Annotated in this window: 21 protein-coding genes; 8 read left to right on the top strand and 13 right to left on the bottom strand. The window is 55.6% G+C overall.

The genetic code is table 11. The annotated features are described in order from the left end of the window. The 9 genes from yejF to N2K86_RS14910 all read right to left on the bottom strand — a co-directional run bounded on the left by yejF (position 1) and on the right by N2K86_RS14910 (position 11,581). Positions 1-1,590, bottom strand: coding sequence for a microcin C ABC transporter ATP-binding protein YejF (yejF, locus tag N2K86_RS14950; protein ID WP_260659131.1), 1,590 nt, complete (start codon positions 1,588-1,590; stop codon positions 1-3). Then, positions 1,591-2,616, bottom strand: coding sequence for an ABC transporter permease (locus N2K86_RS14945; protein WP_260659130.1), 1,026 nt, complete (start codon positions 2,614-2,616; stop codon positions 1,591-1,593). It lies immediately after the preceding gene. Beyond that, positions 2,616-3,710, bottom strand: a complete 1,095-nt coding sequence (locus N2K86_RS14940) for a microcin C ABC transporter permease YejB (RefSeq protein ID WP_042714263.1) — start codon at positions 3,708-3,710, stop codon at positions 2,616-2,618. The genes N2K86_RS14945 and N2K86_RS14940 overlap by 1 nt, the downstream gene beginning before the upstream one ends. A gap of 9 nt (positions 3,711-3,719) precedes the next feature. Next, positions 3,720-5,525, bottom strand: coding sequence for an extracellular solute-binding protein (locus N2K86_RS14935; protein ID WP_260659129.1), 1,806 nt, complete (start codon positions 5,523-5,525; stop codon positions 3,720-3,722). 64 nt (positions 5,526-5,589) lie between these two features. Then, a complete protein-coding gene (locus tag N2K86_RS14930) occupies positions 5,590-7,143 on the bottom strand; it encodes a cyclic di-GMP phosphodiesterase (protein WP_260659128.1) in 1,554 nt (517 codons plus the stop codon). A gap of 127 nt (positions 7,144-7,270) precedes the next feature. Beyond that, complete coding sequence (gene mepS / locus N2K86_RS14925) at positions 7,271-7,840, bottom strand: bifunctional murein DD-endopeptidase/murein LD-carboxypeptidase (RefSeq protein WP_010433488.1); 570 nt, start codon at positions 7,838-7,840, stop codon at positions 7,271-7,273. 434 nt (positions 7,841-8,274) lie between these two features. Continuing rightward, complete coding sequence (locus N2K86_RS14920) at positions 8,275-8,970, bottom strand: phosphatase PAP2 family protein (RefSeq protein ID WP_260659127.1); 696 nt, start codon at positions 8,968-8,970, stop codon at positions 8,275-8,277. 33 nt (positions 8,971-9,003) lie between these two features. Then, positions 9,004-9,990: a CobW family GTP-binding protein gene (locus N2K86_RS14915; RefSeq protein ID WP_260659126.1), complete on the bottom strand. Its 987-nt coding sequence runs from the start codon at positions 9,988-9,990 to the stop codon at positions 9,004-9,006. 124 nt (positions 9,991-10,114) lie between these two features. After that, complete coding sequence (locus N2K86_RS14910) at positions 10,115-11,581, bottom strand: mannitol dehydrogenase family protein (protein WP_260659125.1); 1,467 nt, start codon at positions 11,579-11,581, stop codon at positions 10,115-10,117. Positions 11,582-11,786: 205 nt separating this feature from the next. Here N2K86_RS14910 and uxuA point away from each other — a divergent pair, with 205 nt between their 5' ends. Then, entirely contained in the window at positions 11,787-12,977 is a 1,191-nt protein-coding gene (gene uxuA, locus N2K86_RS14905) for a mannonate dehydratase (RefSeq protein WP_260659124.1), read from the top strand. 98 nt (positions 12,978-13,075) lie between these two features. Here uxuA and yeiP read toward each other — a convergent pair whose 3' ends face one another. Further along, positions 13,076-13,648 (bottom strand): elongation factor P-like protein YeiP, encoded by a 573-nt coding sequence (gene yeiP, locus N2K86_RS14900; protein WP_008500940.1) that lies wholly within the window; start codon positions 13,646-13,648, stop codon positions 13,076-13,078. A 164-nt stretch (positions 13,649-13,812) separates the two neighbouring features. On the opposite strand from yeiP, the gene N2K86_RS14895 reads away from it, so the two are divergent. Next, positions 13,813-14,067, top strand: coding sequence for a YkgJ family cysteine cluster protein (locus N2K86_RS14895; protein WP_260659123.1), 255 nt, complete (start codon positions 13,813-13,815; stop codon positions 14,065-14,067). On the opposite strand, the gene setB is transcribed toward N2K86_RS14895, so the two are convergent. Beyond that, positions 14,064-15,245, bottom strand: a complete 1,182-nt coding sequence (gene setB, locus N2K86_RS14890) for a sugar efflux transporter SetB (RefSeq protein WP_260659122.1) — start codon at positions 15,243-15,245, stop codon at positions 14,064-14,066. The genes N2K86_RS14895 and setB overlap by 4 nt on opposite strands. Before the next feature lie 365 nt (positions 15,246-15,610). On the opposite strand from setB, the gene fruB reads away from it, so the two are divergent. Genes fruB through fruA form a run of 3 tightly spaced genes read left to right on the top strand, consistent with a single transcriptional unit; the run spans position 15,611 to position 19,381 of the window. Further along, a complete protein-coding gene (gene fruB, locus N2K86_RS14885) occupies positions 15,611-16,741 on the top strand; it encodes a fused PTS fructose transporter subunit IIA/HPr protein (RefSeq protein ID WP_260659121.1) in 1,131 nt (376 codons plus the stop codon). Further along, positions 16,741-17,679, top strand: a complete 939-nt coding sequence (gene fruK / locus N2K86_RS14880; RefSeq protein ID WP_126544419.1) for a 1-phosphofructokinase — start codon at positions 16,741-16,743, stop codon at positions 17,677-17,679. The genes fruB and fruK overlap by 1 nt, the downstream gene beginning before the upstream one ends. A 16-nt stretch (positions 17,680-17,695) precedes the next feature. Further along, on the top strand, positions 17,696-19,381 hold the full coding sequence (gene fruA / locus N2K86_RS14875; RefSeq protein WP_260659120.1) for a PTS fructose transporter subunit IIBC: 1,686 nt from the start codon (positions 17,696-17,698) through the stop codon (positions 19,379-19,381). 73 nt (positions 19,382-19,454) lie between these two features. Here fruA and nfo read toward each other — a convergent pair whose 3' ends face one another. Together nfo and N2K86_RS14865 are read right to left on the bottom strand one after the other, a co-directional pair. Further along, positions 19,455-20,312 (bottom strand): deoxyribonuclease IV, encoded by an 858-nt coding sequence (gene nfo / locus N2K86_RS14870; protein WP_260659119.1) that lies wholly within the window; start codon positions 20,310-20,312, stop codon positions 19,455-19,457. Between the two features lie 64 nt (positions 20,313-20,376). Further along, entirely contained in the window at positions 20,377-21,423 is a 1,047-nt protein-coding gene (locus N2K86_RS14865; RefSeq protein WP_260659118.1) for a YeiH family protein, read from the bottom strand. A 98-nt stretch (positions 21,424-21,521) separates the two neighbouring features. On the opposite strand from N2K86_RS14865, the gene yieE reads away from it, so the two are divergent. The 3 genes from yieE to cirA all read left to right on the top strand — a co-directional run bounded on the left by yieE (position 21,522) and on the right by cirA (position 26,224). Further along, positions 21,522-22,388 carry a DNA-binding transcriptional regulator YeiE gene (yieE, locus tag N2K86_RS14860; RefSeq protein ID WP_260659117.1) on the top strand — a complete coding sequence of 289 codons (867 nt, stop codon included), beginning with the start codon at positions 21,522-21,524 and terminating at the stop codon, positions 22,386-22,388. 170 nt (positions 22,389-22,558) lie between these two features. Next, a complete protein-coding gene (locus N2K86_RS14855) occupies positions 22,559-24,028 on the top strand; it encodes an amino acid permease (RefSeq protein ID WP_108416602.1) in 1,470 nt (489 codons plus the stop codon). A gap of 225 nt (positions 24,029-24,253) precedes the next feature. Continuing rightward, a complete protein-coding gene (gene cirA / locus N2K86_RS14850) occupies positions 24,254-26,224 on the top strand; it encodes a catecholate siderophore receptor CirA (protein WP_260659116.1) in 1,971 nt (656 codons plus the stop codon). Positions 26,225-26,299 lie beyond the last annotated feature (75 nt).

Genomic DNA, 26,299 nt, shown 5'->3' with positions numbered 1-26,299 from the left:
CTAGTCTGCTGACAGTAGCTGGCGCGTGTAGCTCTGCGTCGGCGCAGTGAATACGCGCTGGCACTCTCCCTGCTCGACGACTTCTCCCTGCCGCAACACAATCACCTGATGGCACAACGCCCGTACCACCTGTAAATCGTGGCTGATGAAGATATAGGCCAGCCGATGCTTTTCCTGTAACCCTTTTAACAGCGTCAGGATCTGCGCCTGTACGGTTCTGTCCAGCGAAGAGGTGGGTTCATCAAGAATGATCAACTCAGGTTTCAGGATCAGCGCGCGGGCAATCGCGATGCGCTGGCGCTGACCGCCGGAAAATTCTGCAGGATAGCGGTGGCGCGTGGCGGGATCTAATCCCACTTCAGCCATGACGAGCATGACCTCTTTTTCGCGTTGCTCAGCGTTCAGCGTGGGACGATGAACGCGTAAACCCTCTTCGACAATCTGCAAAATACTCAGTCTTGGGTTAAGCGAGGAGTTAGGATCCTGAAAAACAACCTGCATGCGTGGACGCACGGGCAACATCTGGCGACGGTTCCGGGTGTGCAGCGGCATGCCGTCAAAGAGGATCTCACCCTGCGAGGCGATTAAGCGCAGCAGCGCAAGACCGGTGGTGCTTTTGCCAGAACCCGACTCACCAACCAGCCCCAGCGATTCACCCGGACGCAGAGAGAAGCGGATATCTTTCAGAACCGGGTTCTGATCGACAACGCGCCGTAAAATGCCTTTACGAACGGGAAAAGAAACGCCCAGCCCCTCAACGCGCAGCAGCGGCTCGCTGTCGGCATCCAGGGGAACGGGATCGCCGGAGGGTTCGCTGTTGAGCAGGCGTCGCGTATAGGGGTGTTGAGGTGCCGTCAGCAGCGAGGCCGCCGTATTTTGCTCCACACATCGTCCGTTTTGCATCACCGCCACGCTGTCAGCCAGCTTTCTCACGATGCTCAGATTGTGCGTAATAAACAGCAGGCTCATGTTCAGCTCGTCACGCAGTTCCCGCAGCAGCGTCAATATCTGCGCCTGAACCGTCACGTCCAGTGCCGTTGTCGGTTCATCGGCGATCAACAGCTCAGGGCGCGTCAGCAGCGCCATGGCGATCATCACGCGCTGACGTTCCCCACCGGAGAGCTGGTGCGGAAAGTCGGTCAGCCGTTTGGCGGCATTGCGAATGCCCGTGCGTTCAAGGCAATCGAGAATTTCACCCCGCGCCGCCTCTTTGCGCATGCCCCGGTGGAGTGACAGCACTTCGTAGAGCTGTTTTTCCAGCGTATGCAGCGGGTTGAGCGAGACCATCGGCTCCTGAAATATCATGGCAATCTTATTGCCGCGGATCCCGCGCAGGGTTTGCTCATCCGTATGTAGCAGCGAACTGCCGTGGAACAGAATGTCACCCTGCGGATAGCTGACCGGCGGGGAAGGGAGCAGACGCAGGATGGAGAGGGCCGAAACGCTCTTACCGGAACCCGATTCCCCTACCAGCGCCAGCGTTTCGCCGCGCTGGATCTGCAGTGACAGGTCATTCACCACCGTGCGGGTCTCGCCCTGTTTCGAAAAGGCAATAGACAGGTTTTCAATGCTCAGAAGAGGTTGCGTCATCTATACCGCCTTGTCGGGATCAAAGGCATCGCGCACGGCTTCGCCAATAAAGATCAGCAGCGAAAGCAGCACGGCCACTGAGAGAAACGCAGTGATGCCAAGCCACGGCGCCTGAAGATTGTTCTTGCCTTGCAGCAACAGTTCGCCGAGCGATGGCGAGCCGAGCGGCAGCCCAAAACCAAGGAAATCAAGCGAGGTGAGGGTGGTGATGGAGCTGCACAAAATAAAGGGCAGAAAGGTCAGGGTTGCGACCACGGCGTTGGGGAGCATATGGCGGATAATAATCGCCCGATCGCTGACCCCCAGCGCCTGTGCGGCGCGGATATAGTCAAAGTTCCGCGTGCGCAGAAATTCCGCACGCACCACGCCCACCAGCGCCATCCAGCCAAACAGGACGGTGATCCCCAGCAGCCACCAGAAGCCAGGCTGCACTACGCTGGAAAGCAGGATGATCAGAAACAGCGTTGGCATACCCGACCAGACTTCAATGATGCGTTGCCCCCAGAGATCGAGCTTCCCGCCGTAATAGCCCTGAACGGCACCCGCGACGACGCCCATCACGCTGGAAAAGAGCGTCAGCATCAGCCCGAAGAGCAGGGAGATCCGCGTGCCGTAGAGAATGCGTGCCAGCACGTCACCGCCGTTCGCGTCGGTTCCCAGCCAGTTCTGCGCGGAGGGAGGTGAAGGGAAGGGGGTTGAGGTGGCAAAGTTTATGCTGTTTGCGCCAAAGCGAATGGGTGCCCAGAGCGCCCAACCGTGCGTGTCGATTTGATCGCGAAGCCACGGATCCTGATATTCAGCCGGGGTCGCAAACGGGCCGCCAAAATCACTCTCGCTGTAGTTGTTCAACACAGGCACATACCAGCGGTCGTTAAAATGCACTAGCAGCGGCTTATCGTTTGCAATCAGCTCGGCGCACATGCTTAAGATAAACAGCACGGCGAAGATCCACAGCGACCAGTAGCCGCGTCGGTTGTGGCGAAAGCGTGCCCAGCGGGCCTGGTTGACGGGGCTTAAACGCGGCATCAGCGGCCCTCAAAATCGATTCGGGGATCGACCAGCGTATAGCTGATATCACTGATGATATTCAGCAGCAGGCCAATCAGGGTGAAAATATAGAGTGTGCCAAACATGACCGGGTAATCGCGCGAGACGGTGGCCTCATAGCCCAGCAGTCCCAGACCGTTCAGGGAGAACATCACCTCTATCAGCAGCGAGCCGGTAAAAAACATACTGATGAAGGTGGCCGGGAATCCGGCAATCACCAGCAGCATCGCGTTGCGGAAAACGTGCTTCCACATGATCTGTTTTTCACCCACGCCCTTTGCACGCGCGGTGACAACATACTGTTTGCGGATTTCATCAAGGAAGGCATTTTTGGTCAGCATCGTCAGCGCTGCAAAACCGCCAATAACCGTCGCGAGCACCGGCAGCGTGATGTGCCAGAAATAATCGGTGATTTTTTGATACCACGGCAGGGTGCTGAAATCAGCTGACACCAATCCCCGGAGCGGGAAAATATCGAAATAACTCCCCCCGGCGAAAAAGACGATAAGCAGAACCGCAAACAGAAATGCTGGAATCGCATAGCCGATGATGATGAACGTGCTGCTCCAGATATCAAAGCGGCTGCCGTTATAGACCGCTTTTCGAATGCCCAACGGAATGGAGACCAGATAGATAATCAACGTCCCCCACAGACCAAGGGTGACGGAAACCGGCAGACTTTGCTTAATTAACGTCAGCACGGATGCGCTGCGAAACAGGCTATCGCCAAAATCAAAGCGCACGTAATCCCAGAGCATCTTGAAATAACGCTCATGCAGCGGTTTATCAAAGCCGTAGCGATGGGTGATCTCGGCGATCACCTCTGGATCTAACCCGCGCCCGCCGCGGTAGTGGCTTTCGCTGATATTGCCCACGCCGGTCCTTGCGTGACTCGCGCCCATCCCTTCACCGCCGCCACCGGGCATTCCCCCGCTGTGGCCAAATTCCACGGCGGCGATAGCCTGATCCACCGGCCCGCCAGGGGCAATCTGGACGATGAAAAAGTTAATCGTGATGATGGCCCACAGCGTCGGGATAACCAGCAGCAAGCGGCGGATCAGATAAGCACCCATTGTTATTCCTCAACGCCGCTCTGCGGGAAGTTTGGCGGCTTTGTTCACGTCATACCACCAGGTATCGAAACCCAGCGTATAGACAGGGCGTACAGAAGGCAGCGAGAATTTGTCCCAACGGGCAAGGCGATCTTCGCCCATGTACCACATTGGCAGCATGTAGTAGTTCCAGGTTAACACCCTGTCGAGCGCGCGGCCAAGCGGCAGAAGTTTCGTTTTATCGCCCTGCGCGGCGACGATTTTCGCGATAAGCGCGTCGATCGCCGGGCTCTTAACGCCGGGGGCATTGTAGGAGGAGTCGATATAGCTGGAGGCCCATGAAATCTGCAGGTCTGAGCTTGGCCACGGCTGCGCGGCCCACAGGCTCTGCATCATATCGTAATCCCGGCTGCGTTTACGGTTGGTGAGCTGCGCAATATCTACCTGGCGGATGTTCAGGGTGATCCCCAGTCGGGCGAGATTCTGCTTAAACGGCAGTACCCACTGGTCATTCGCCCCTGAAGCGAGCAGCAGTTCGAAACTCAGCGGTTTGCCCGTTTGCACGTTCACCCGTTTTTGATTTTTCAGGTGCCATCCCGCCTCATCCAGCAGCGCGCTGGCTTTCAGAAGGTTGTCACGGTCAAAGCCCTTACCGTCCGATTTAGGCGGTTCAAACACGCTCGTAAAGACTTCTGGCGGGAGTTCCGCCTTCAGCGGAGCCAGCAGGACCAGCTCATCGGCATCAGGATAGTCTCGAGCGGCATATTCAGTGTTCTGGAAATAGCTGTTAGCGCGGCTGTAGGCGCCGTAAAACAGCGCCTTGTTCATCCACTCGAAATCGAACGCCAGGGTAATCGCCTCGCGCACCCGACGGTCGCTGAATACCGGGCGCTGGATGTTAAACGCCAGCCAGCGGGTATCCTGGGCTGATTCATTTTTATGCTCGTCTTTAACGATGTAACCGTTGGCAAAGTTTTTCCCGATATAGCGCGTAGCCCAGTTTTTGGCACTGCTCTCCACGCGCAAATCAAACGCACCCGCCTTGAACGCCTCAAACGCCACGTTATCGTCAAGGTAATAATCATAGCGAAGGGTGTCAAAGTTCCAGCGGCCACGGTTTACCGGAAGATTTGCAGCCCAGTAGTCTTTGACGCGGGAATAGACCACATACTGCCCCATTCGCCAGTCGGTAATGCGATACGGGCCACCCGCCAGCGGCGGCGTGGAGAGCGGGTCGCTTAGCTTGTGGTTTTTCCAGAAGGACTCAGGCATGACGGGCAACGAGAACAGACTCAGCATATTCTCTTTGTTTGGTTCGCTCAGCTCGATACGCACGGTCAGCGGGGCGATAGCTTTCACGGTGGTGCCTTTGTACACCAGACGGAACTGCGGGACCCCTTCAGTCATAAACTTGTGAAAGGTGAAGGCTACGTCGCGGGCGCTAACCGGCGTGCCATCATGAAAACGCGCCTGCGGGTTGAGTGAAATTTCGGCCCACGCGAAGTTATCCGCGTAACGTACGTTTTCCGCCACCAGCGGGTAGTAGCTGCCCGGCTCATCGTCTGACGTCACAAACAGCGTGTCATAGAGAGATTCCGTTCGCGCCGCTGCCACGCCGCGCAGGGCAAAGCGGTTAAAGTTATCGAAGGTGCCCGTGGCCGAGAGCGTCACGTTTCCGCCTTTAGGCGCGGCGGGGTTGACGTAATCGTAGTGGGTAAAATTAACCGCGTACTTAGGTTCGCCAATCACCGCGAATGCCGTGTTCTCTTTGATGGTTTGCGCCTGGCTGGACAGGCTCACCACTGCCATTAACATCACTACGACGCGCATAAACATCTCGTGGCGGATCCTTCGTTCACATTAAAACTGAATAATAAGTGACGTCGCCGCCATTGTGAAATTATTCACCGGACATCATATCGGGTCGCCATGTGCGAAACTGCGCCAGCGGCATAGGGCGGCTGATCCAGTATCCCTGCAGGAAGTTAACACCATGCTCGCGCAGCCAGGCCGCCTGCTCAGGCGTTTCCACCCCTTCGGCGACGGTGGACATATTCAGTCGCCTTGCGAGAGTCAATACGGCATCAAGTACGGGCGATGTAACGGTTTCGGTTCCAATGGCATTGACAAAACCCCGGTCGATTTTGATGTAGTCCATTGTGAAATGCTCGAGATAAATCAGAGCACTGTGGCCGGTCCCGAAATCATCAATCGCGATTTCAAAGCCTTCATTGTGCAGCCACTCAAAAAGCTGGTTGGCCTCGCGCTGATTAATCATATCGCGCTCGGTGATTTCCAGCACCGTCTGGAAATGATCGGGCGGCAGCGAGGCGTTGAAGTTTTGCATATCTTCTTTAAAACTCTCCGCATGCAAATGCCCAGGCGCAATGTTTATCCCCAGCTTGGCTCCCGCAGGTAATACGCTTTGTAATACGGGGGCGTCACGAATAATGAGATCAAAAAGATGCAGCGTCAGCGGGACAATCAGCTTTTGCGCTTCGGCAAAATTGATAAAGGCGTCCGGCGGGATCTCACCCATCGTCGGGTGCTTCCAGCGCATCAGCACTTCCACACCACGCATTTTCAGCTCTTTAGCATCGACCACGGGCTGATACACCACATAGAACTGATTGTGCTTAATCGCGGTTAAAATTTCCTTACCCGGATTCAGACGTATGGTCAGGATATAAAAATTGAGCGTTCCGGCGGCTATACCGCACACCAGCCCGAAGAACAGGGCAAAAAGGATCTCATCACTTGTCCACTCCCTGGCGTACAGGTTGATGGTCAGAGGGACTTCTTTGAGCGTCGCGGTTCGCGCAGGCCTTTGATGTAAATCACTCGCCCTGACAATGCTGCTCGACGAGGTGGATAACGCATTGTCGCCGATGATAATCGCGATGCCGGCAAACTCGTCCTGGCGCGCGGTATAAAGAAGGTAAGGTGTCAGATTGAGATTCACCGAGGTGAACACGCCGCCGTCTTTTACTAAAGGATTACGATACCAGATGGCGATTGCAGGTCTATGGGGCAGCATGGGCGTGCCGGGCAGCAGGGCGATATCAACCGGCTTGTTGATATGCAGTTCGGGTATCAACTCCTCCATCGGGGCATTCATCGGCCCTGTGGCTGACGAGCAGAAGGCCAGTTTGTTTCTCACCAGGAGGAAGGCGCGCACGTTGATGCTGAAGGCCGCACGCGAGGTGAGCTCTGCGTTAACGTCCTGGCAATTATTCAGCGTGAGCGGCTGGAGCACGTCGACAGAGGTTTTTAGCTCCTCGAAATAGTTCTCCATGTAAATGCGCACATCCTTAATTAGCGTATCAAACCGGACTTCCCGCTTGTGGTAGCTCCAAAAAAATTGCAATGAACCCAGGAGCAGGGCAGTGACCAGGCCGGTAATAATGCTGAGGATCAGTATCTTTCTGTGACTGGAGAAGTAGCGGGTGAGCATAAACGTCGTGATTCCTGAAATGCCGCTGGATGTATTCAGTGTAACGGGCAAAAAAAAACACCGCCGAAGCAGTGCTTTTTTTTATTATATCGCCAGCCAAGGGATAACCAACGATACAATCATCATATTAACTGCGGGTCAATACACGGCGCGCTTCGTTGTAGCGCTTCTTCCAGTACGGTTCATTCATGCTGGAAATGGTCACACCGCTGCTGGTGGAAGCATGAACGAACTGGTCGTTGCCAATGTAGATGCCAACATGTCGACCCGTAGAACCCGCACGGAACAGAACTAAATCACCGGTACGCAGTTTGGAACGTGAAATCGACTTGCCTGTCTCCTGCTGTTCATAAGTTGAACGCGGAAGATCTAACCCAAATTGTTCGCGGAAGGTTCGTTGTACGAAACTGGAACAATCAATGCCTTTTTTCGTGCTGCCGCCAAGACGATAACGCACGCCTTTCCAGTCAGCATACTGGTCCATAATACGGGACTTCACGTCCAGATTACGCACCATATTCTCAAATTCATCCTGAGAGGCTTGCAGTGACGAGGAATCTTCTGTTCCCACAACACGCGTCTCAGGATGCATATTCTTAGCGGTGTTCGATGTACTACATGCCGAAAGCAGAACCGCTACTGCTATCGCCGGGATCCCCCGCATGAAATATCTCAAAATCGGTTGAGATTTGACCATTTTGTTTATTATCCCTTGAAGTCCTTAACGATAAATATCGTTATAAAAATGCCAAACGTGACGAGACTAATTAGCTGTTCACATTGAGACAATTCTTTCTGGTCAGATTTGTGGCGCAGTGCACAAATTTATTCACCATGATAATAATTATCTCAGTGGGGCAAAACGAGTTCGAGGTTAACCGATTGCAAAGGGCATTGCGAGCAAAAAAGTCCGTTTTTTTATAAGAAATTGTGATACCGAGAGTAAAAAAACGTAAATGCCCCAAAATGCCGTCAGAAGCGGCTCCAAATCATGCAATCGCTTCATTTTCATCATGAATGAGATGACAAGAATATGACGGCGAGGGGCAATTGAAGAGGGGTGACTATCAGGGAACGAAATGATCCCTGATAGTTTGCGTTAATTACGATGGGTTATTTGTTTAGAACTTGTTACTTATCGCCGGGCAGATAACGATTAAAAATGGCGATTAATCGATCGCTTAACGGCGTCATCAGCACCCACGGCAAACCAATCAGCACCGCAGAGAGCGAACCCACGACAATATCCGTCAGCCAGTGAGCGCCGATCATGACGCGCGGGAAAGCAAACACCACCACAATTACCAGCGCCGTCGCAAAGGCTTTCTTGCCAAAATAGCGCAACATGAATGCTGAAAAAATAAGCAGCATCATACCGTGATCGCCGGGGAAACTGTCTTTTGACGCATCTTTAGTCGGGATATGCAGTAATTCGCTGACGCGGTGAATATCCGGGAAATAGAGCGAAGGGCTTGCGCGTTTTACCGGCATCAAATGTTGCGCCAGCTGGTTAATCACCACCGCAGTCAGCAGCATGACCAGACCTGTGATCACAATGCGACGTCGTCCTGTTTTATCTTCTTTCAGCCAGAAAGAGAGCATCAGGCAGCCCATGGCCAGCAGTGAACAGCCGTCGAAGGCGCGGTTGTTGGTAATCGCGACCAGCCAGAGGAAGGTTTCACTCTTCGCCAGCGCCTGGTTGAAGAAGTGGAAAATACCGGAATCCAGCGGGAACCAGAAACCATGGTTCACCGGCAGATACCAGGATAAAAAGAGTGCCAGACCGGCAGCATTCAGCAGCAGTATTAAGGGATATCGAGTCGTCATAACGTTCAGCATCGTTTGAAATCTGGGGCAACGTTAGCCGTCTGAACTTAAACGAAGCTTCAACAGGCTGGTCTGCAGCGCGTTCCAGTCGGCGTTAACCGCACTAATTAACTCTATCCGACTGTCCGGGGGGGCAACATTTTGCGTTTCGATAAAGAAATCTGCGCCCTGTCGATTGATGCGTACCAGCCCGTCCGGGGTTCGCATAATTCCTTTGACGCGATCGACCGGAGCAAGTCTGGCCCATTCAAGAATACCGATGGTGTCGAAAACCGTATCGGCATCAAAGATCCATCCGCAAGCCTGGTAGCCCTGACCGCTGTTGAGATTACGACGCCAGCGCTGATGTTCCGGCAGGCTCAGGGCTGCCAGACCCTGCTTCACCGCGTGGTGATGGGCGTGTTCCGCGCTGACGGGCAGTTCCGCCAGGTTCAGACGGGGGAGATCGAGCAGGGCACCGTCAATTTTGCCCTGAGTGGTGCGAACCCGTTGACGATCGCCGCCGAAGCGTTGCCACCAGGCATCGAACGCGGCCTGGCTTTCAGCTGTTGCACGATCCTCTTTATTCGCCACGATGATATCTGCCGCGGCGAGCTGATCGCGGAAGTTTTCATTGGCCACAGCCTTCTCGTCCAGAAGCTGGCGCGGGTCCAGAAGACACAGCGTGGCGCGAAGGTCGATCCACGGCTCGTAAACCGGTGCGGTCAGCAAATCGAGGATCTGCTTAGGGTGGCCCAGCCCGGTCGGTTCTATCAGCAGACGGTCCGGTTTACCCTGGCGCAGCAGCGTGTTCAGCCCGACCTGCATGGGTAAACCATTCACACAACACATACAGCCGCCCGGGATCTCTTTGATCACTGCCCCGCTGTCAGACAGCAATGCGCCATCGATGCCCACTTCGCCGAATTCGTTGACCAGTACGGCCCACTTTTCTGCCGGATCTTTATTCGCGAGCAGGTGCAAAATTGAGGTGGTTTTTCCGCTACCGAGAAAACCGGTAATGAGGTTGGTTTTGGTCACATGCGCTCCGATGACTTACTGTGATGCTATAACAATTAACCATCATCCTGGCGAAAAAAAGGCGTTATGAGAAGGGGGAAGGGCGAACGGAGAGGTTTTCCGTTCGCCTTAAGGGCAAGAAACGTTAAATTTTTAACGTTTCAATAACAGCCTGACGCGCACCGGAGCGGGTGAGGCGCTGATATGCTTCGTTTACCGCATTGACAAAGACGCTATTATGAGGCAGATCCTGCCCAAAGACTTCGCTCAGCGTCAGCAGGGCGTTCACGCGGTCCGCTTCACTGCTGGCCTTGACGATTGACTGGATTTTATCACTAAGCGGGTCGCGAACATCAATCGCGTCACCACGTTCATCCGTGCCGCTGACGTAGCGGATCCAGCCTGCAACCCCCAGCGCCAGCAGCGGCCACGCGCTGTTACGTTCAAGATGAACACGGATCCCATCCAGCATGCGCTGAGGCAACTTCTGGCTGCCGTCCATCGCGATCTGCCAGGTACGATGCTGCAATGCGGGATTCGCAAAACGGTCGATCAGGCTGTCGGCATAGGCCGTGAGATCGACGTCTGTGATGCGCAAAGTGGGAGCCTGCTCATACAGCATTACGCGGCGGGCGGCTTCGCGGAAGCTCGCGTCCTCCATGCATTCATTGATATGTGCGTATCCGGCGAGATACCCCAGATAAGCCAGAAAAGAGTGGCTACCGTTGAGCATCCGCAACTTCATTTGTTCCCACGGTAGAACATCCTTCACCATCTGCACGCCCGCAACTTCCCATTCAGGGCGTCCGGCGACAAAGTTATCTTCGACCACCCACTGAATAAACGGCTCGCAGCTGATGGCGCAAGGATCTTCAACGCCAAGTTCCTGCGTGATTTCCGCAAGCGAGGTCTCCGTTGCGGCGGGGACAATTCTGTCGACCATCGTGCCCGGAAAACTCACGTGAGCATCAATCCACCCGGCCAGCTCAGCAGAACGTTTTTGCGCCATCCCAAGCACGGCGTTTTTTACGACGTGGCCGTTGTCCGGGATATTGTCGCAGGAGAGAACGGTAAACGGCGGCAGGCCACGTTCGCGACGGCGGTGAAGGGCTTCGACCAGTATCCCCGGTGCGGAATGCGGCTCGGTCGGGTTTTCCAGATCGTGCAGGATGCGGGTATTGTGCATATCCAGCTTGCCGGTCGCGGGATCGATGCAGTAGCCTTTTTCCGTGATGGTAAGGGAGACAATCGCAACCTGCGGCTCGCAAAATTTCTCAATAATGGCCGCCAGCGAATCGAGTTTGGCATTCAGACATTCATGTACCGCGCCGACAACAATAGCCTGGTTCCCCTCCGCACCTTTCTCCAGCACGGTAAAGAGATGATCCTGCGCACGCAGCTGGCTCATCAGCACATCGCCGCTGAAGAGGCTAATTTCACAAATCCCCCAGTCGCCGCCTTTTTCATTCAGCACCCGGTTTGTTAACAGCGCCTGGTGCGCGCGGTGAAAGGCACCAAAGCCAAAATGAACAATGCGCGAGCGTAATTGCTGGCGATCGTAGCGAGGCTGCTGCACGCGGGCAGGAAGCGAGGTGGAGGCAATTGTCTTCATGAAATACACACCTGATTAACCATTAATTAACAACGGCAGTGTAAAGTTATATGACAACAAATTGAATTGGTAAGCCGTAATTATCCCCGTTCTGTGAGTTTGATCAATCAATGTGTGGCGCTGTGTTGACCCTTCGCGGTAAACATGTATGGTAGTCGTCATTGCAGTAAATCATATTGGTATAACAACTTGAGAGGGTGAGGCAATGGAACAAACCTGGCGTTGGTACGGGCCGAACGATCCGGTTTCTCTTGATGATGTACGTCAGGCTGGCGCGACAGGCGTTGTCACGGCACTGCATCATATTCCTAACGGGCAGGTGTGGCCGGTTGAGGAAATTCAAAAGCGTCAGGCGTTGCTGGCGGAGAAGGGGTTAACCTGGTCAGTCGTGGAAAGTATTCCGGTCCACGAGGATATCAAAACCCATTCGGGTGAATACCAGGCCTGGATTGCCAACTATCAGCAGAGTATCCGTAATCTGGCGGCCTGCGGCATTGATACGGTCTGCTATAACTTTATGCCTATCCTGGACTGGACGCGAACCGATCTCGAGTACCAGATGGCGGATGGTTCAAAAGCGCTGCGTTTCGACCAGATCGCGTTTGCCGCGTTTGAACTGCACATTCTGAAGCGTCCAGGCGCAGAAGCGGATTACACCGCAGAAGAGCAGCAGCAGGCGCTTGCGTGGTTCCACGCGGCAAGTGAAGCGGATATTGAAAAGCTAACCCGCAACATCATTGCCGGGCTGCCGGGTGCTGAAGAAGGCTACACGCTGGACCAGTTCCGCGCGCGTCTGGCGGAATACGGTGATATCGATAAAAACCAGCTTCGGGAAAACATGGCGTACTTCCTGCGCGCGATAGTACCGGTGGCAGAAGAGTCGGGTGTTCGTCTTGCTGTTCACCCGGACGATCCTCCGCGTCCAATACTCGGCCTGCCGCGTATCGTGTCGACGATTGAAGATATGCAGTGGCTGAAAGAGACGGTAGACAGTATCTATAACGGCTTTACGATGTGCACCGGTTCTTACGGCGTGCGTGCGGATAACGACCTGGTACGGATGATTGAAACCTTTGGCGATCGTATTCACTTTACGCATTTGCGTGCAACCTGCCGCGAAGAGAACCCGAAAACCTTCCACGAAGCTGCGCACCTGAACGGTGACGTGAATATGGTGGCGGTGGTGGATGCCATTCTGGCGGAAGAGGTGCGCCGTAAGCACGCGGGCGATGTGCGTCCTATTCCGTTCCGTCCGGATCACGGACACCAGATGCTGGACGATCTGCGCAAGAAAACCAACCCAGGCTATTCGGCGATTGGTCGCCTGAAAGGGATGGCAGAAGTGCGCGGCGTTGAGCTGGCGCTGAAGATGACGAAGTATCCGGAGCTTCTGTAAGCTCTGTTGCCTGGTACAATAAAAAACCGGCCTGAGAGCCGGTTTTTGTGTTTTTGTAGGTCGGGTAAGGCGAAGCCGCCACCCGACAAATACCGCAATCAGTCAGCGCGACCCATATAGCGTTTTTCTTCGATATGGATGCGGATCTTCTCGCCAGCAGACAGGTATTCTGGTACCTGCACAACCAGACCGGTGGTCAGGGTTGCGGGTTTGTTACGTGCACTGGCTGAAGCGCCTTTGATGCCCGGTGCGGTTTCCACGATTTCCAGATCCACGGTCTGAGGCAGTTCCAGCGCCAGCAGCACGCCGTCCCAGGTCAGCACCTGCATATCCGGCATCCCGCCTTCAGGGATAAACAGCAGCTCTTCTTCGATCTGATCTTTGGTGAAGATGTAAGGAGTGTAATCTTCTTTGTCCATGAACACGTATTCGTTGCCGTCGATGTAGGAGAAATCAACATAGCGACGGGTCAGGGTCACGGTATCGACGATATCGTCACCTTTAAAGCGTTCTTCCACTTTGAGGCCGGTACGCACATCGGCGAAACGCATTTTATACAGCGTCGCTGCACCACGGGCGCTAGGTGCCTGAATATCGATATCTTTCACAATCAGCAGTTTGCCGTTGTAATTCAGTACCATACCTTTCTTAATTTCGTTCGCTCTTGGCATTGCAGTAATCCTGTTTACGGGAGGTAAAAAATATCGCGCCAAATTACTCGCGCGCGGCCTTTCAGGCAAGCGGAATTCGTGGCTTTTGCTATCAATACAAAAAAGGTGTTACTGTGCGCCCGATGCCCGACTGCGCGGGCGTTCATCACTGACTGAGAGCATTTATGGATTGTCGTTCAGATTGTGGCGCGTGCTGTACTGCACCGTCCATTTCAAGCCCCATTCCAGGAATGCCGGAGGGCAAGCCTGCCAACACCCGCTGCGTTCAACTTTCAGAAGCGAATCTCTGTATGATCTTTGGATCGCCCCTGCGCCCGAAGGTGTGCTCCGGGCTTCAGCCTTCCGCGGACATGTGCGGCAATACGCGAGCGCAGGCGATGACGTACCTGCTTGAGCTGGAAGCGCTCACCGCGCCCTAAACGTCTTTGATCCGCGTCAGACAGGTGATTGTCATGACGCACATCGCCAGGGCAATCCAGAATACCGTGTGGTAGTTCCAGATCTCCGCCACGACGCCAGCCATCGAGCCCGCAATAATCCAGCCCACGCGGGTGGTATTAGTATAAAGGGTGGTGGCAGAGCCTGCCTGACCCGGCATTAAATCCTGGAAGTAGAGCATGCCAATGCCGGCGAGAATACCGATATAGATGGCGTTCAGCAGCTGTAAAGCCAGCAGCAGCGCGGGCGTATGCACCGTAAGCATCCCGACATAGAACAGCAGCCCGGCGACCGCCGCGATGCGCATCAAAAAACGCTTCCCAAAGCGCTTTGCGTAATAGCCAGCAATCAGCATGGTCGGGATCTCAAGGCCAGCGGCCGTCCCCATCATGATGCCTGCCAGCTTCTCCGGCAGGTGCAGTTCATCAATAATAAACAGCGGCATGTTGATGATATAAAGGCTGTTGGTGCCCCACATCAGCGTACAGATAATAAAGAGGAGCAGGGCATCGCGGCGGTTACGACGCGGTGCTTCAAGCGCGCCTGTCGCCAGTTTCGGCTCTTTACGCATTGAGGGCAGGAAGAACCACACCATTGTGCCGCACACGACAAAGGCCACCGCCGCACTCAGGTACATCACCGTAAAGCCAAAGCCCATCGCCAGCGCGTAAGCCAGCGGCGGACCAATGACCCATGCCAGCGATACCTGGGCACGCAGGATTGAGCTGAACATCACCGCCTCGCGTCCGGTCTGGTCCGCATGCTCACGGGCAAGGGCAAACATCTGCGGGTTGGCCGTAGAGCCAAAGCTGCTCAAAAACACCCCAACAAACAGCAAAATGAAATAGTTACGGTTCCAGGCAAACAGCACGCAGGCGAATACCCCCAGCAGGCAACAAAAGACAATCAGGCTTTTGCGATCGCCTTTTCTGTCGGAACGTCCTGCCAGAAACTGGCTGACCAGGATGCCGATGATGGCGCTCCCGGTAAAGAAGAAGCCGACCATCGCCGGACGGACGTGGACTTCATTGGTCAGAAATAAACTCAGCGTGGGCGTTTGTAAGGCCCCGGCGATCCCGGTAAGGAAAGCAACGATCAAAAACGCCGTTGACGTCAAATCAAGGGGCTTTGGTGAGGCGGCAGCGGGGGTGTTATGCATGTTTTCGTATCAGGATCAGCGTGGGCCAGAAAGACGCGGAGTTTACGCCGCCAGTCATTAAATAAACAGAGGGTGCGGTCACTTTTGCTACAAAAAATCAAAATGGCATTTCACTTTGAAAACTGTTGCTGAATTTAGCTGAAACTGACGTGCTGAACGTCAGCAATATTCAGCTGAGGAAAGGAGAAATGTGCTGTAACTCTAAATTCTGAACAGCCAAATGTAACTTTCCTTGCAACGCTTTACAGAAAGAGCAAGACTTTTTGAAACGTTTCAGCGCTATCTTGTTTTAACTGACGGAGCAGGTTAGCGCATTTTTTCTCATTAAGGCTGAAACGATTCAAGTTCAGCAGGAGAGGAGAACCATGTTCCAGTTATCTGTTCAGGATATTCACCCGGGCGCACAGGCCGGGACGAAAGAAGAGGCTATTCGCCAGGTTGCCGCTGCCCTCGTGCAGGCAGGTAACGTGGCAGAGGGTTACGTTAACGGCATGCTGGCTCGCGAGCAGCAGACCTCAACGTTCCTCGGCAATGGCATCGCTATTCCACACGGCACCACCGACACCCGCGACCAGGTGCTGAAAACGGGCGTGCAGGTTTATCAGTTCCCGCAGGGCGTGCTCTGGGGTGACGGTCAGGTGGCCTATGTGGCTATCGGTATCGCCGCCAGCAGCGACGAACACCTGGGCCTGCTGCGCCAGCTGACGCACGTGCTGAGCGATGACTCGGTGGCGGAACAGCTGAAGTCTGTCACCACGGCTGAAGAGCTGCGCGCCTTGCTGATGGGTGAAAAACAGAGCGAAGCGCTGAAACTGGATAATGAAACCCTGACGCTGGATGTTGCAGCCTCTGACCTTGTGACCCTGCAAGCGCTGAACGCCGGTCGCCTGAAGGAAGCCGGTGCGGCCGATGCGACATTCGTTACGCGCGCTATCAATGATAAGCCGTTGAATCTGGGCCAGGGCGTCTGGCTGAACGACAGTGCTGAAGGCAACCTGCGCAGCGCAGTTGCTGTCAGCCGCGCCGCAACAGCGTTTGACGTAGACGGTGACCGCGCCGCGATGCTGGTCACCGTGGCAATGGTCGATGACCAGCCGGTTTCCGTGCTGAAGCGCCTGAGCGACCTGCTGCTGACCAACAAAGCTGAAAAGCTGCTGAACGCTGATGCGGCCACCGTGCTTGCGCTGCTGACCAGCGACGATGCGCTGACCGATGACGTGCTGAGCGCAGAGTTCGTGGTGCGCAATGAACACGGCCTGCACGCTCGCCCGGGCACCATGCTGGTGAACACCATTAAACAATTCGAAAGTGAGATTACCGTGACCAACCTGGATGGCTCAGGCAAACCGGCGAATGGCCGTAGCCTGATGAAAGTTGTCGCGCTGGGCGTGAAGAAAGGTCATCGTCTGCGCTTCACCGCACAGGGTGCTGATGCTGAACAGGCGCTGAAAGCGATTGGCGATGCCATCGCGGCAGGTCTGGGGGAGGGCGCATAATGAGCAGACGTGTTGCGACTATTACGCTGAACCCGGCTTATGACCTGGTGGGCTTTTGCCCGGAAATTGAGCGCGGCGAAGTGAACCTCGTGCGCACCACGGGCCTTCATGCGGCGGGTAAAGGAATTAACGTCGCGAAAGTGCTCAAAGATCTCGGCATCGACGTCACCGTCGGCGGCTTCCTCGGAAAAGATAACCAGGACGGTTTCCAGCAGCTGTTCAGCGAGCTGGGCATTGCCAACCGTTTCCAGGTCGTTCAGGGCCGTACCCGCATCAACGTTAAGCTGACGGAGAAAGACGGTGAAGTCACCGATCTCAACTTCTCTGGCTTTGAAGTGACGCCTGCTGACTGGGAACGCTTTGTGACCGACTCCCTGACCTGGCTGGGCCAGTTCGACATGGTGTGTGTCAGCGGCAGCCTGCCGTCCGGCGTGAGCCCGGAAGCCTTCACCGACTGGATGACGCGCCTGCGCAGCCAGTGCCCGTGCATTATTTTTGACAGCAGCCGCGATGCGCTGGTGGCGGGTCTGAAAGCCTCTCCGTGGCTGGTGAAGCCAAATCGTCGCGAACTGGAGATCTGGGCAGGCCGTAAGCTGCCAGAATTAAAGGATGTCATTGACGCTGCCCATGCGCTGCGCGAGCAGGGTATTGCTCACGTGGTGATTTCGCTGGGGGCAGAAGGGGCGTTGTGGGTTAACGCTTCAGGTGAATGGATTGCCAAACCGCCGTCAATGGAAGTTGTAAGTACCGTTGGCGCGGGGGATTCCATGGTTGGTGGGCTGATTTACGGTCTGCTGATGCGTGAATCCAGTGAACATACGTTACGTCTTGCCACCGCCGTTGCTGCCCTGGCCGTGAGCCAGAGCAATGTCGGTATTACCGATCGTACCCAGTTAGCCGCGATGATGGCGCGCGTTGACTTAAAACCTTTTAACTAACAGCAGGAGAGGAATAATGAAAACGCTGCTGATCATTGACTCCGGGCTCGGACAGGCTCGCGCCTACATGGCGAAGACCCTGCTGGGCGCGGCGGCACAAAAAGCACACCTGGACATCATTGATAACCCGGGCGATGCCGAACTGGCGATTGTCCTGGGCGATAAAATCCCCGCAGACAGCGCGCTTAACGGCAAAAAAGTGTGGCTGGGCGATATTAATCGCGCGGTGGCACATCCTGAGCTGTTCCTGAGCGAAGCGAAAGGTCACGCCACTGTATACAGCGCACCTGTGGCGGCGGCCCCGGCTGCGGCTTCCGGTCCAAAACGCGTTGTCGCGGTTACCGCCTGTCCGACAGGCGTGGCGCACACCTTCATGGCGGCTGAAGCCATTGAAACCGAAGCGAAAAAACGCGGCTGGTGGGTGAAAGTTGAAACACGTGGCTCCGTTGGTGCGGGCAATGCGATTACCCCTGAAGAAGTGGCGGAAGCCGATCTGGTGATCGTGGCGGCTGACATCGAAGTGGATCTGGCGAAATTTGCCGGTAAGCCGATGTACCGCACCTCTACCGGCCTGGCGCTGAAAAAGACGGCACAGGAATTTGATAAGGCGCTGGTGGAAGCCAGGCCGTATCAGGCGACCGGTGCAGCGAAAACCCCGACCGAAGGGAAAAAAGAGTCAGCTGGCGCATATCGCCACCTGCTGACCGGCGTGTCCTACATGCTGCCGATGGTGGTGGCAGGTGGTCTGTGTATCGCGCTCTCCTTCGCGTTTGGTATTACCGCGTTTAAAGAAGAAGGCACTCTGGCGGCTGCGTTGATGCAGATCGGAGGCGGCTCCGCGTTCGCATTGATGGTACCGGTACTGGCAGGCTTTATCGCCTTCTCCATTGCTGACCGTCCGGGTCTGACGCCGGGTCTTATCGGCGGTATGCTGGCGGTGAGCACCGGCTCTGGCTTTATTGGCGGTATCATTGCCGGTTTCCTGGCGGGTTACGTCGCGAAGCTGATTAGCTCTAAGCTGAAGCTGCCGCAGAGTATGGAAGCGCTGAAGCCGATCCTGATTATCCCGCTGATCTCCAGCCTGGTGGTCGGTCTGGCGATGATTTACCTGATTGGCAAGCCTGTTGCGGGCATCCTGGCGGGTCTGACCCACTGGCTGCAAACCATGGGCACCGCTAACGCGGTACTGCTGGGGGCGATCCTCGGCGGCATGATGTGTACCGACATGGGTGGCCCGGTGAACAAAGCGGCGTACGCCTTTGGTGTTGGCCTGCTGAGTACCCAGACCTACGCGCCGATGGCGGCGATCATGGCGGCAGGCATGGTGCCACCGCTGGCGCTTGGTCTGGCCACGATCATTGCCCGTCGTAAGTTCGATAAAGCACAGCAGGAAGGCGGCAAAGCGGCGCTGGTTCTGGGCCTCTGCTTCATTACCGAAGGCGCGATTCCGTTCGCAGCACGTGACCCAATGCGCGTTCTGCCATGCTGTATCGTCGGTGGCGCGGTAACGGGTGCAATCTCTATGGCGATTGGCGCGAAGCTGATGGCACCACACGGCGGTCTGTTCGTGCTGCTGATCCCTGGCGCCATCACACCGGTACTGGGCTATCTGCTGGCGATTATTGCCGGTACGCTGGTGGCGGGTCTGTCTTACGCGGTGCTGAAGCGTCCTGAAGCGGAAGTGATGGCAAAAGCAGCGTAAAAGAGGTGTCGGGCGGCGGTTGCGCCTTACCCGACCAACAAAAAAGCCGGGTGCGTAAGCAGCCCGGCTTTTTTTATGCCGCCTGTTCAGCGGTTTGCTGCGCCTTCAGCCAGGCAATCTCTTCCGCCCAGATATCCGGGTTAATGGTTTCGAGCACCATCGGAATACCGTCGAAGCGGACGTCCTGCATGATAAAGCGGAACGCATCATGACCAATGTTGCCTTCGCCCAGGCTGTGGTGGCGGTCAACGCGGCTGCCGAACGCACTTTTTGCATCGTTCAGGTGCATGCCGCGCAGATACTGAAAGCCCACGATGCGCTCGAACTCTTCGAAGGTGTTTTTCGTTGCCTCGGTGGTGCGCAGGTCATACCCGGCAGCAAACGCGTGGCAGGTATCGATGCACACGCCCACGCGGGATTTATCTTCCACGCCATCAATAATCGCCGCCAGATGTTCGAACTTAAAGCCGAGGTTGCTGCCCTGACCGGCGGTGTTCTCAATCACCGCGGTGACGCCTTTGGTCTTGTCCAGCGTGATGTTGATGGACTCGGCAATGCGCGCCAGGCAGGCATCTTCGTCAATCTGCATCAGATGGCTGCCCGGATGGAAGTTCAGCAGCGTCAGCCCCAGCTGTTCGCAGCGCTGCACTTCATCAAGAAACGCCTCGCGTGATTTATCCAGCGCTTCCTGAACCGGGTGCCCGAGGTTAATCAGGTAGCTGTCGTGGGGGAGAATTTGGCCGGGTCCGTAGTGGTATTTCTCGCAGGCGGATTTGAAGTCATCAATCACGTCTGTAGTGAGCGGCGCGGCGCGCCACTGGCGCTGGTTCTTGGTGAACAGGGCGAAAGCGGTCGCCTCGATTTCGGCGGCGCGAATGGCGGCATTCGCAAGGCCACCGGCGGCGCTAACGTGCGCTCCAACGTATTTCATAAAGGGACTCCTGTTAACCCGAAATGCTTATGATAGCGGGTTAACAGGAGAAGGATGTAGTGGTTTATGCCATCAGGCTGTGCACGGCGAGGTTAATCGCGCCACCGCCCACAATCAGCCAGATGAAGAGCACCAGCGCCATCAGCAGCGGTTTCGCACCGGCTTTTTTCAGCGCGCTGACGTGAGTGGTCACACCCAGCGCCGCCATCGCCATCGCCAGCAGCACGGTATCCAGCGTCACCAGCATATCCACAACCGCTTTTGGAAGCAGGTGGAAGGAGTTAAAAATTGCCACCACGATAAACAGGATCGCAAACCACGGAATGGTAATTTTACTCTTCTCGTTACCGCCTGCTGGCGCCAACTGTTTAACCCGCGCGGCCAGGAAAATCAGGAACGGCGCCAGCATCATTACGCGCAGCATTTTGGCAATCACCGCCGCGTTTTCGGCTTCCGGATTAATGGCGTGACCCGCAGCCACCACCTGGGCCACTTCGTGCATGGTCGAACCGATATAGATGCCGTAGGTTTCCGGGCTAAACCAGTGGGCAACCAGGGGGTACATTGCCGGATAGAGGAAGATCGCCAGCGTACCGAAGATCACCACCGTCGCCACCGCCACGGTCACCTTGCTGGCTTCTGCTTTTACGACGGGTTCTGTTGCCAGCACCGCCGCGGCCCCACAGATACTGCTCCCGGCACCGATCAACCAGCTGGTGTGCTTGTCCAGCCCAAAGACTTTCTGGCCGATAAAGCAGGCCAGTAAAAAGGTGCTGGTCAGGGTCAGGACGTCAATGGCAATTCCGCTCACACCCACATCCGCAATCTGCGAAAAGGTGAGGCGAAAGCCGTAAAGAATGATACCGAGGCGCAGCAGATGCTGCTTGGCGAAAATCACGCCGCCATCGCAGGATTTCCAGATGTGCGGGTATAGGGTGTTCCCGACCACCATGCCGAGCAAAATGGCCAGCGTTAAGGCGCTGAAACCTGCGCCCGCAACGGCGGGAATGCTGCCGCCCCATAATGCTACGCCGGTTACCACGGCGCTGAGCGCAAGACCCGGCACGAAGTGCCACACTGTACGATGATGTTGTAAGGTGAGTTCTGACATAACCTTCTCCTTTGTCTGGCTTAAAGGTTACGGCGCACTGGCTTAAAAATAAAATTGATTATATATTTATAATTAATCTATATAAGTGGTAAACAACCATGCACATTACATTGCGTCAACTGGAAGTCTTCACTGAAGTGCTGAAGAGTGGATCGACGACCCAGGCCTCGCAGATGCTGGCGCTCTCGCAGTCTGCGGTCAGTGCGGCGCTGACCGATCTCGAAGGACAGCTGGGCGTGCAGCTGTTCGACAGGGTAGGGAAGCGGCTGGTGGTCAACGAACATGGCCGTCTGCTTTACCCACGCGCGTTGGCATTGCTGGAACAGGCCATCGAAATTGAACAGCTGTTCCGCGAAGACAACGGCGCGATCCGCGTGTTTGCCAGCAGCACCATTGGTAACTACATCCTGCCGGAGGTGATTGCCCGCTACCGCCGGGATTTCCCGACGCTGCCGCTGGAGATGAGCGTGGGCAACAGCCAGGACGTGATTAACGCGGTGATCGATTTCCGCGTCGATATCGGCCTAATTGAAGGGCCATGCCACAACGTGGATATCATTGCCGAACCCTGGCTGGAAGATGAGCTGGTGGTGTTTGCCTCACCGGCCTCTTCTTTATTACAGGGCGAGGTGACGCTGGAACGTCTGGCGCAGGCGCAGTGGATCCTGCGCGAGCAGGGGTCCGGCACGCGTGAAATCGTCGATTACCTGCTGCTCTCCCATCTGCCGCAGTTCCAACTGGGGATGGAGCTGGGCAACTCAGAGGCCATTAAGCACGCGGTGCGTCATGGCCTGGGCATCAGCTGTCTTTCGCGCCGCGTGATCGCTGAACAGCTGGAAACCGGCTCACTGGTTGAGATCCCCATTCCTCTGCCGAAGCTGGTGCGCACGCTGTGGTGCATTCATCACCGCCAGAAACACCTTTCCAGTTCGCTCCAGCGTTTTCTGCGCTATTGCGAGATGTAAAATTGCCCCTCACCCTGACCCTCTCCCAAAAGGGGAGAGGGAAAAATTATGCTTTACTTATAATCCTGGCCGAGTCATGAAGCTCTCTTATAACTGGGTATTTCTGCCGGAAGGAACGGAGATCGTCTGCTACAATCGCGCCTCATTTAATAAATGGACAGCATTTTCACATGGTTTCAGAAACTAAAACCACAGAAGCGCCCGCGCTACGTCGCGAACTTAAGGCGCGTCACCTGACGATGATCGCTATCGGCGGTTCAATCGGTACAGGTCTTTTCGTTGCCTCTGGCGCAACGATTTCGGCAGCAGGCCCGGGTGGGGCACTCTTCTCTTATATCCTGATTGGCCTGATGGTCTACTTCCTGATGACCAGTCTGGGCGAACTGGCGGCTTACATGCCGGTGTCCGGCTCGTTTTCAACCTACGGGCAAAAATACGTTGAAGAAGGCTTCGGCTTCGCGCTGGGCTGGAACTACTGGTACAACTGGGCGGTGACCATCGCCGTTGACCTTGTCGCCGCACAGCTGGTGATGAACTGGTGGTTCCCGGATACGCCGGGCTGGATCTGGAGCGCCCTGTTCCTGGCCGTCATCTTCCTGCTGAACTACATCTCCGTGCGTGGTTTCGGTGAAGCCGAATACTGGTTCTCTTTAATTAAAGTGGCTACCGTCATCATCTTTATCGTTGTCGGCGTGGCGATGATCGTGGGTATTTTTAAAGGCGCTCAGCCTGCCGGATGGAGTAACTGGACGATAGGCGATGCGCCGTTTGCCGGGGGCTTCTCGGCAATGATTGGCGTGGCGATGATTGTCGGCTTTTCCTTCCAGGGGACCGAGCTTATCGGTATTGCCGCCGGTGAGTCTGAAAACCCGGAGAAGAACATTCCGCGCGCGGTGCGTCAGGTGTTCTGGCGTATTCTGCTGTTCTATGTGTTCGCTATTCTGATTATCAGCCTGATTATTCCGTATACCGACCCGAGCCTGCTGCGTAATGATGTCAAAGACATCAGCGTCAGCCCGTTCACGCTGGTCTTCCAGCACGCGGGTCTGCTCTCGGCGGCGGCGGTGATGAACGCGGTGATCCTGACGGCGGTGCTGTCTGCGGGTAACTCCGGTATGTACGCATCCACCCGTATGCTGTACACCCTGGCCTGCGACGGTAAAGCCCCGCGTATTTTCGCCAAACTGTCACGTGGCGGTGTGCCGCGTAATGCGCTGTATGCGACCACGGTCATTGCCGGTCTGTGCTTCCTGACCTCTATGTTTGGCAACCAGACGGTCTACCTGTGGTTGCTGAATACCTCCGGGATGACGGGCTTTATCGCCTGGCTGGGAATTGCCATCAGTCACTACCGCTTCCGTCGCGGCTACGTGATGCAGGGCCATGACCTGAACAACCTGCCGTACCGCTCAGGGTTCTTCCCGCTGGGGCCGATTTTCGCCTTCATTCTGTGCCTGATTATTACCCTAGGGCAGAACTATGAAGCCTTCCTTGCGGATTCCATTGACTGGGGCGCTGTCACGGCCACCTACATCGGTATTCCGCTGTTCCTCATCATCTGGTTTGGCTACAAACTGACGAAAGGAACCCACTTCGTTCGCTACAGCGAAATGGATTTCCCGGAACGATTTAAACAATAACCGCACTTCCTCTCTTTTAGCCCGCTCACCTGAGCGGGCTTTTTTATCTCCACAGTATGCAGGACGGATATAATTTTTAACAATTTAATTGATAATAGTTATCGTTTGCTTTATCGTTACCAAATAATAAGCAAAACACCGACCTGCCGAAGATGCGGGCGGATCGTAAGGCGTTGTGAGCAGTAACTAGTTGATTTAGTTGTATTTACCTCATGGAGATATGGAATGTTTAGGTTGAATCCTTTCGTCAGGGGAGGACTTTGTGCGTCCGCAATGTCCCTGGCCCTGCCTGTTATCGCTGCGGAATCTGGCGACACACTGGTTGTAACGGCATCAGCGACCGAGCAAAACCTGAAAGACGCACCGGCGAGCATTAGCGTCATTACCCAGGAAGACTTGAAGCGTAAGCCCGTTCAGAACCTGAAAGATGTGTTACAGGATGTGCCTGGCGTACAGCTCACAAACGAAGGGGACAACCGCAAAGGGGTCAGTATTCGCGGCCTGGACAGCAGCTACACGCTGATTCTGGTCGACGGCAAACGCGTTAACTCCCGCAATGCGGTATTCCGCCACAACGATTTTGACCTGAACTGGGTGCCTGTCGACGCCATCGAGCGGATCGAAGTGGTGCGCGGCCCGATGTCTTCCCTCTACGGTTCCGATGCACTGGGTGGCGTGGTCAATATCATCACCAAAAAAATCGGTCAGAAATGGACCGGTACCCTGAGCGCGGATTCAACCATTCAGGAACACCGCGACCGCGGTGACACCAATAACGGTCAGTTCTACACCAGCGGCCCGCTGGTGGACGGCGTGCTGGGGCTGAAAGCCTACGGCAGCGTGTCTAAACGTGAAAAAGACGATCAGCAACAATCCTCTACCTCCGCGAGCGGTGAAACGCCGCGTATCGAAGGCTTCACCAGCCGCGATGCCAACGTCGAATTCGCCTGGACGCCGACGGAAAATCATGACTTTACCGCGGGATACGGTTTCGACCGTCAGGATCGCGACTCGGACTCCCTCGACAAAAATCGCCTTGAGCGCCAGAACTACTCCCTCAGCCACAACGGCCGCTGGGGCGTAGGCAACAGTGAACTAAAGGTGTACGGCGAGAAGGTCGACAACAAAAATCCGGGCAACAGCAGTCCGATTACCTCCGAGAGCAACGCGGTTGACGGGAAATACGTGCTGCCGCTGGGCGAAATCAATCAGCTGCTGACCTTCGGCGGAGAGTGGCGTCACGACAAGCTGAAGGATCCGGTCAACCTGACGGGGAGCACCAGCAGCACGACCTCGGCAAGCCAGTACGCGCTGTTCCTTGAAGATGAATGGCGTATCTTCGAGCCGCTGGCGCTGACCACCGGCATCCGTATGGATGACCATGAAACCTATGGCGACCACTGGAGCCCGCGTGCCTATCTGGTCTACAACGCGACCGACACCGTCACGGTGAAAGGGGGCTGGGCCACCGCATTTAAAGCGCCATCGCTGCTGCAGCTCAGCCCGGACTGGATCACCGGTTCCTGCCGCGGCGCCTGCGAGATTGTCGGTAACCCGGACCTGAAGCCGGAAACCAGCGAAAGCTTCGAGCTTGGCCTCTACTACAGCGGGGAAGAGGGCTGGTTAGAAGGCGTTCAGGCCAGCATCACCACCTTCCAGAACGATGTGGACGACCGTATCAGCATCAGCCGTACGGCTAACGTGAACCAGGCGCAAAGCTACCCGAACTATGTTGGGCTGAACGCCGACGGCGAACCCATTTTCCGCTATTACAACGTCAACAAGGCGCGTATTCGTGGGGTGGAAACTGAGCTGAAGTTCCCGATTGCCGAAGACTGGAAAGTCACGCTGAACTACACCTACAACGATGGTCGTGACATCAGCAACGGCGGCAACAAGCCGCTCTCCGAACTGCCGTTCCACACCGCCAACGGAACCGTTGACTGGAAGGCAACTCAGGACTGGTCGTTCTATGTGCAGGGTAACTATAAAGGCGAGAAACGCGCGCTCACCAGCGGTGAACCGACGCCGGGCGGCTACGTTATCTGGAACACCGGTGCGGCATGGCAGGCAACGAAAGCCGTTAAGCTGCGCGCAGGGGTACAGAACCTGCTGGATAAAGACCTGAGCCGTGACGATTACAGCTATACGGAAGATGGTCGTCGCTACTTTGTGGGCGTGGATTATACGTTCTGATGTAACCTTTATGCCCGGTGGCGCTTCGCTTACCGGGCCTACAAAAACCACGAACGTAGGCCGGGTAAGGCGAAG

Origin of the sequence: Enterobacter mori, assembly GCF_025244905.1 — a bacterium.
GTDB lineage: Bacteria > Pseudomonadota > Gammaproteobacteria > Enterobacterales > Enterobacteriaceae > Enterobacter > Enterobacter mori_A.
This window is presented reverse-complemented; position numbering and strand designations above follow the sequence as displayed.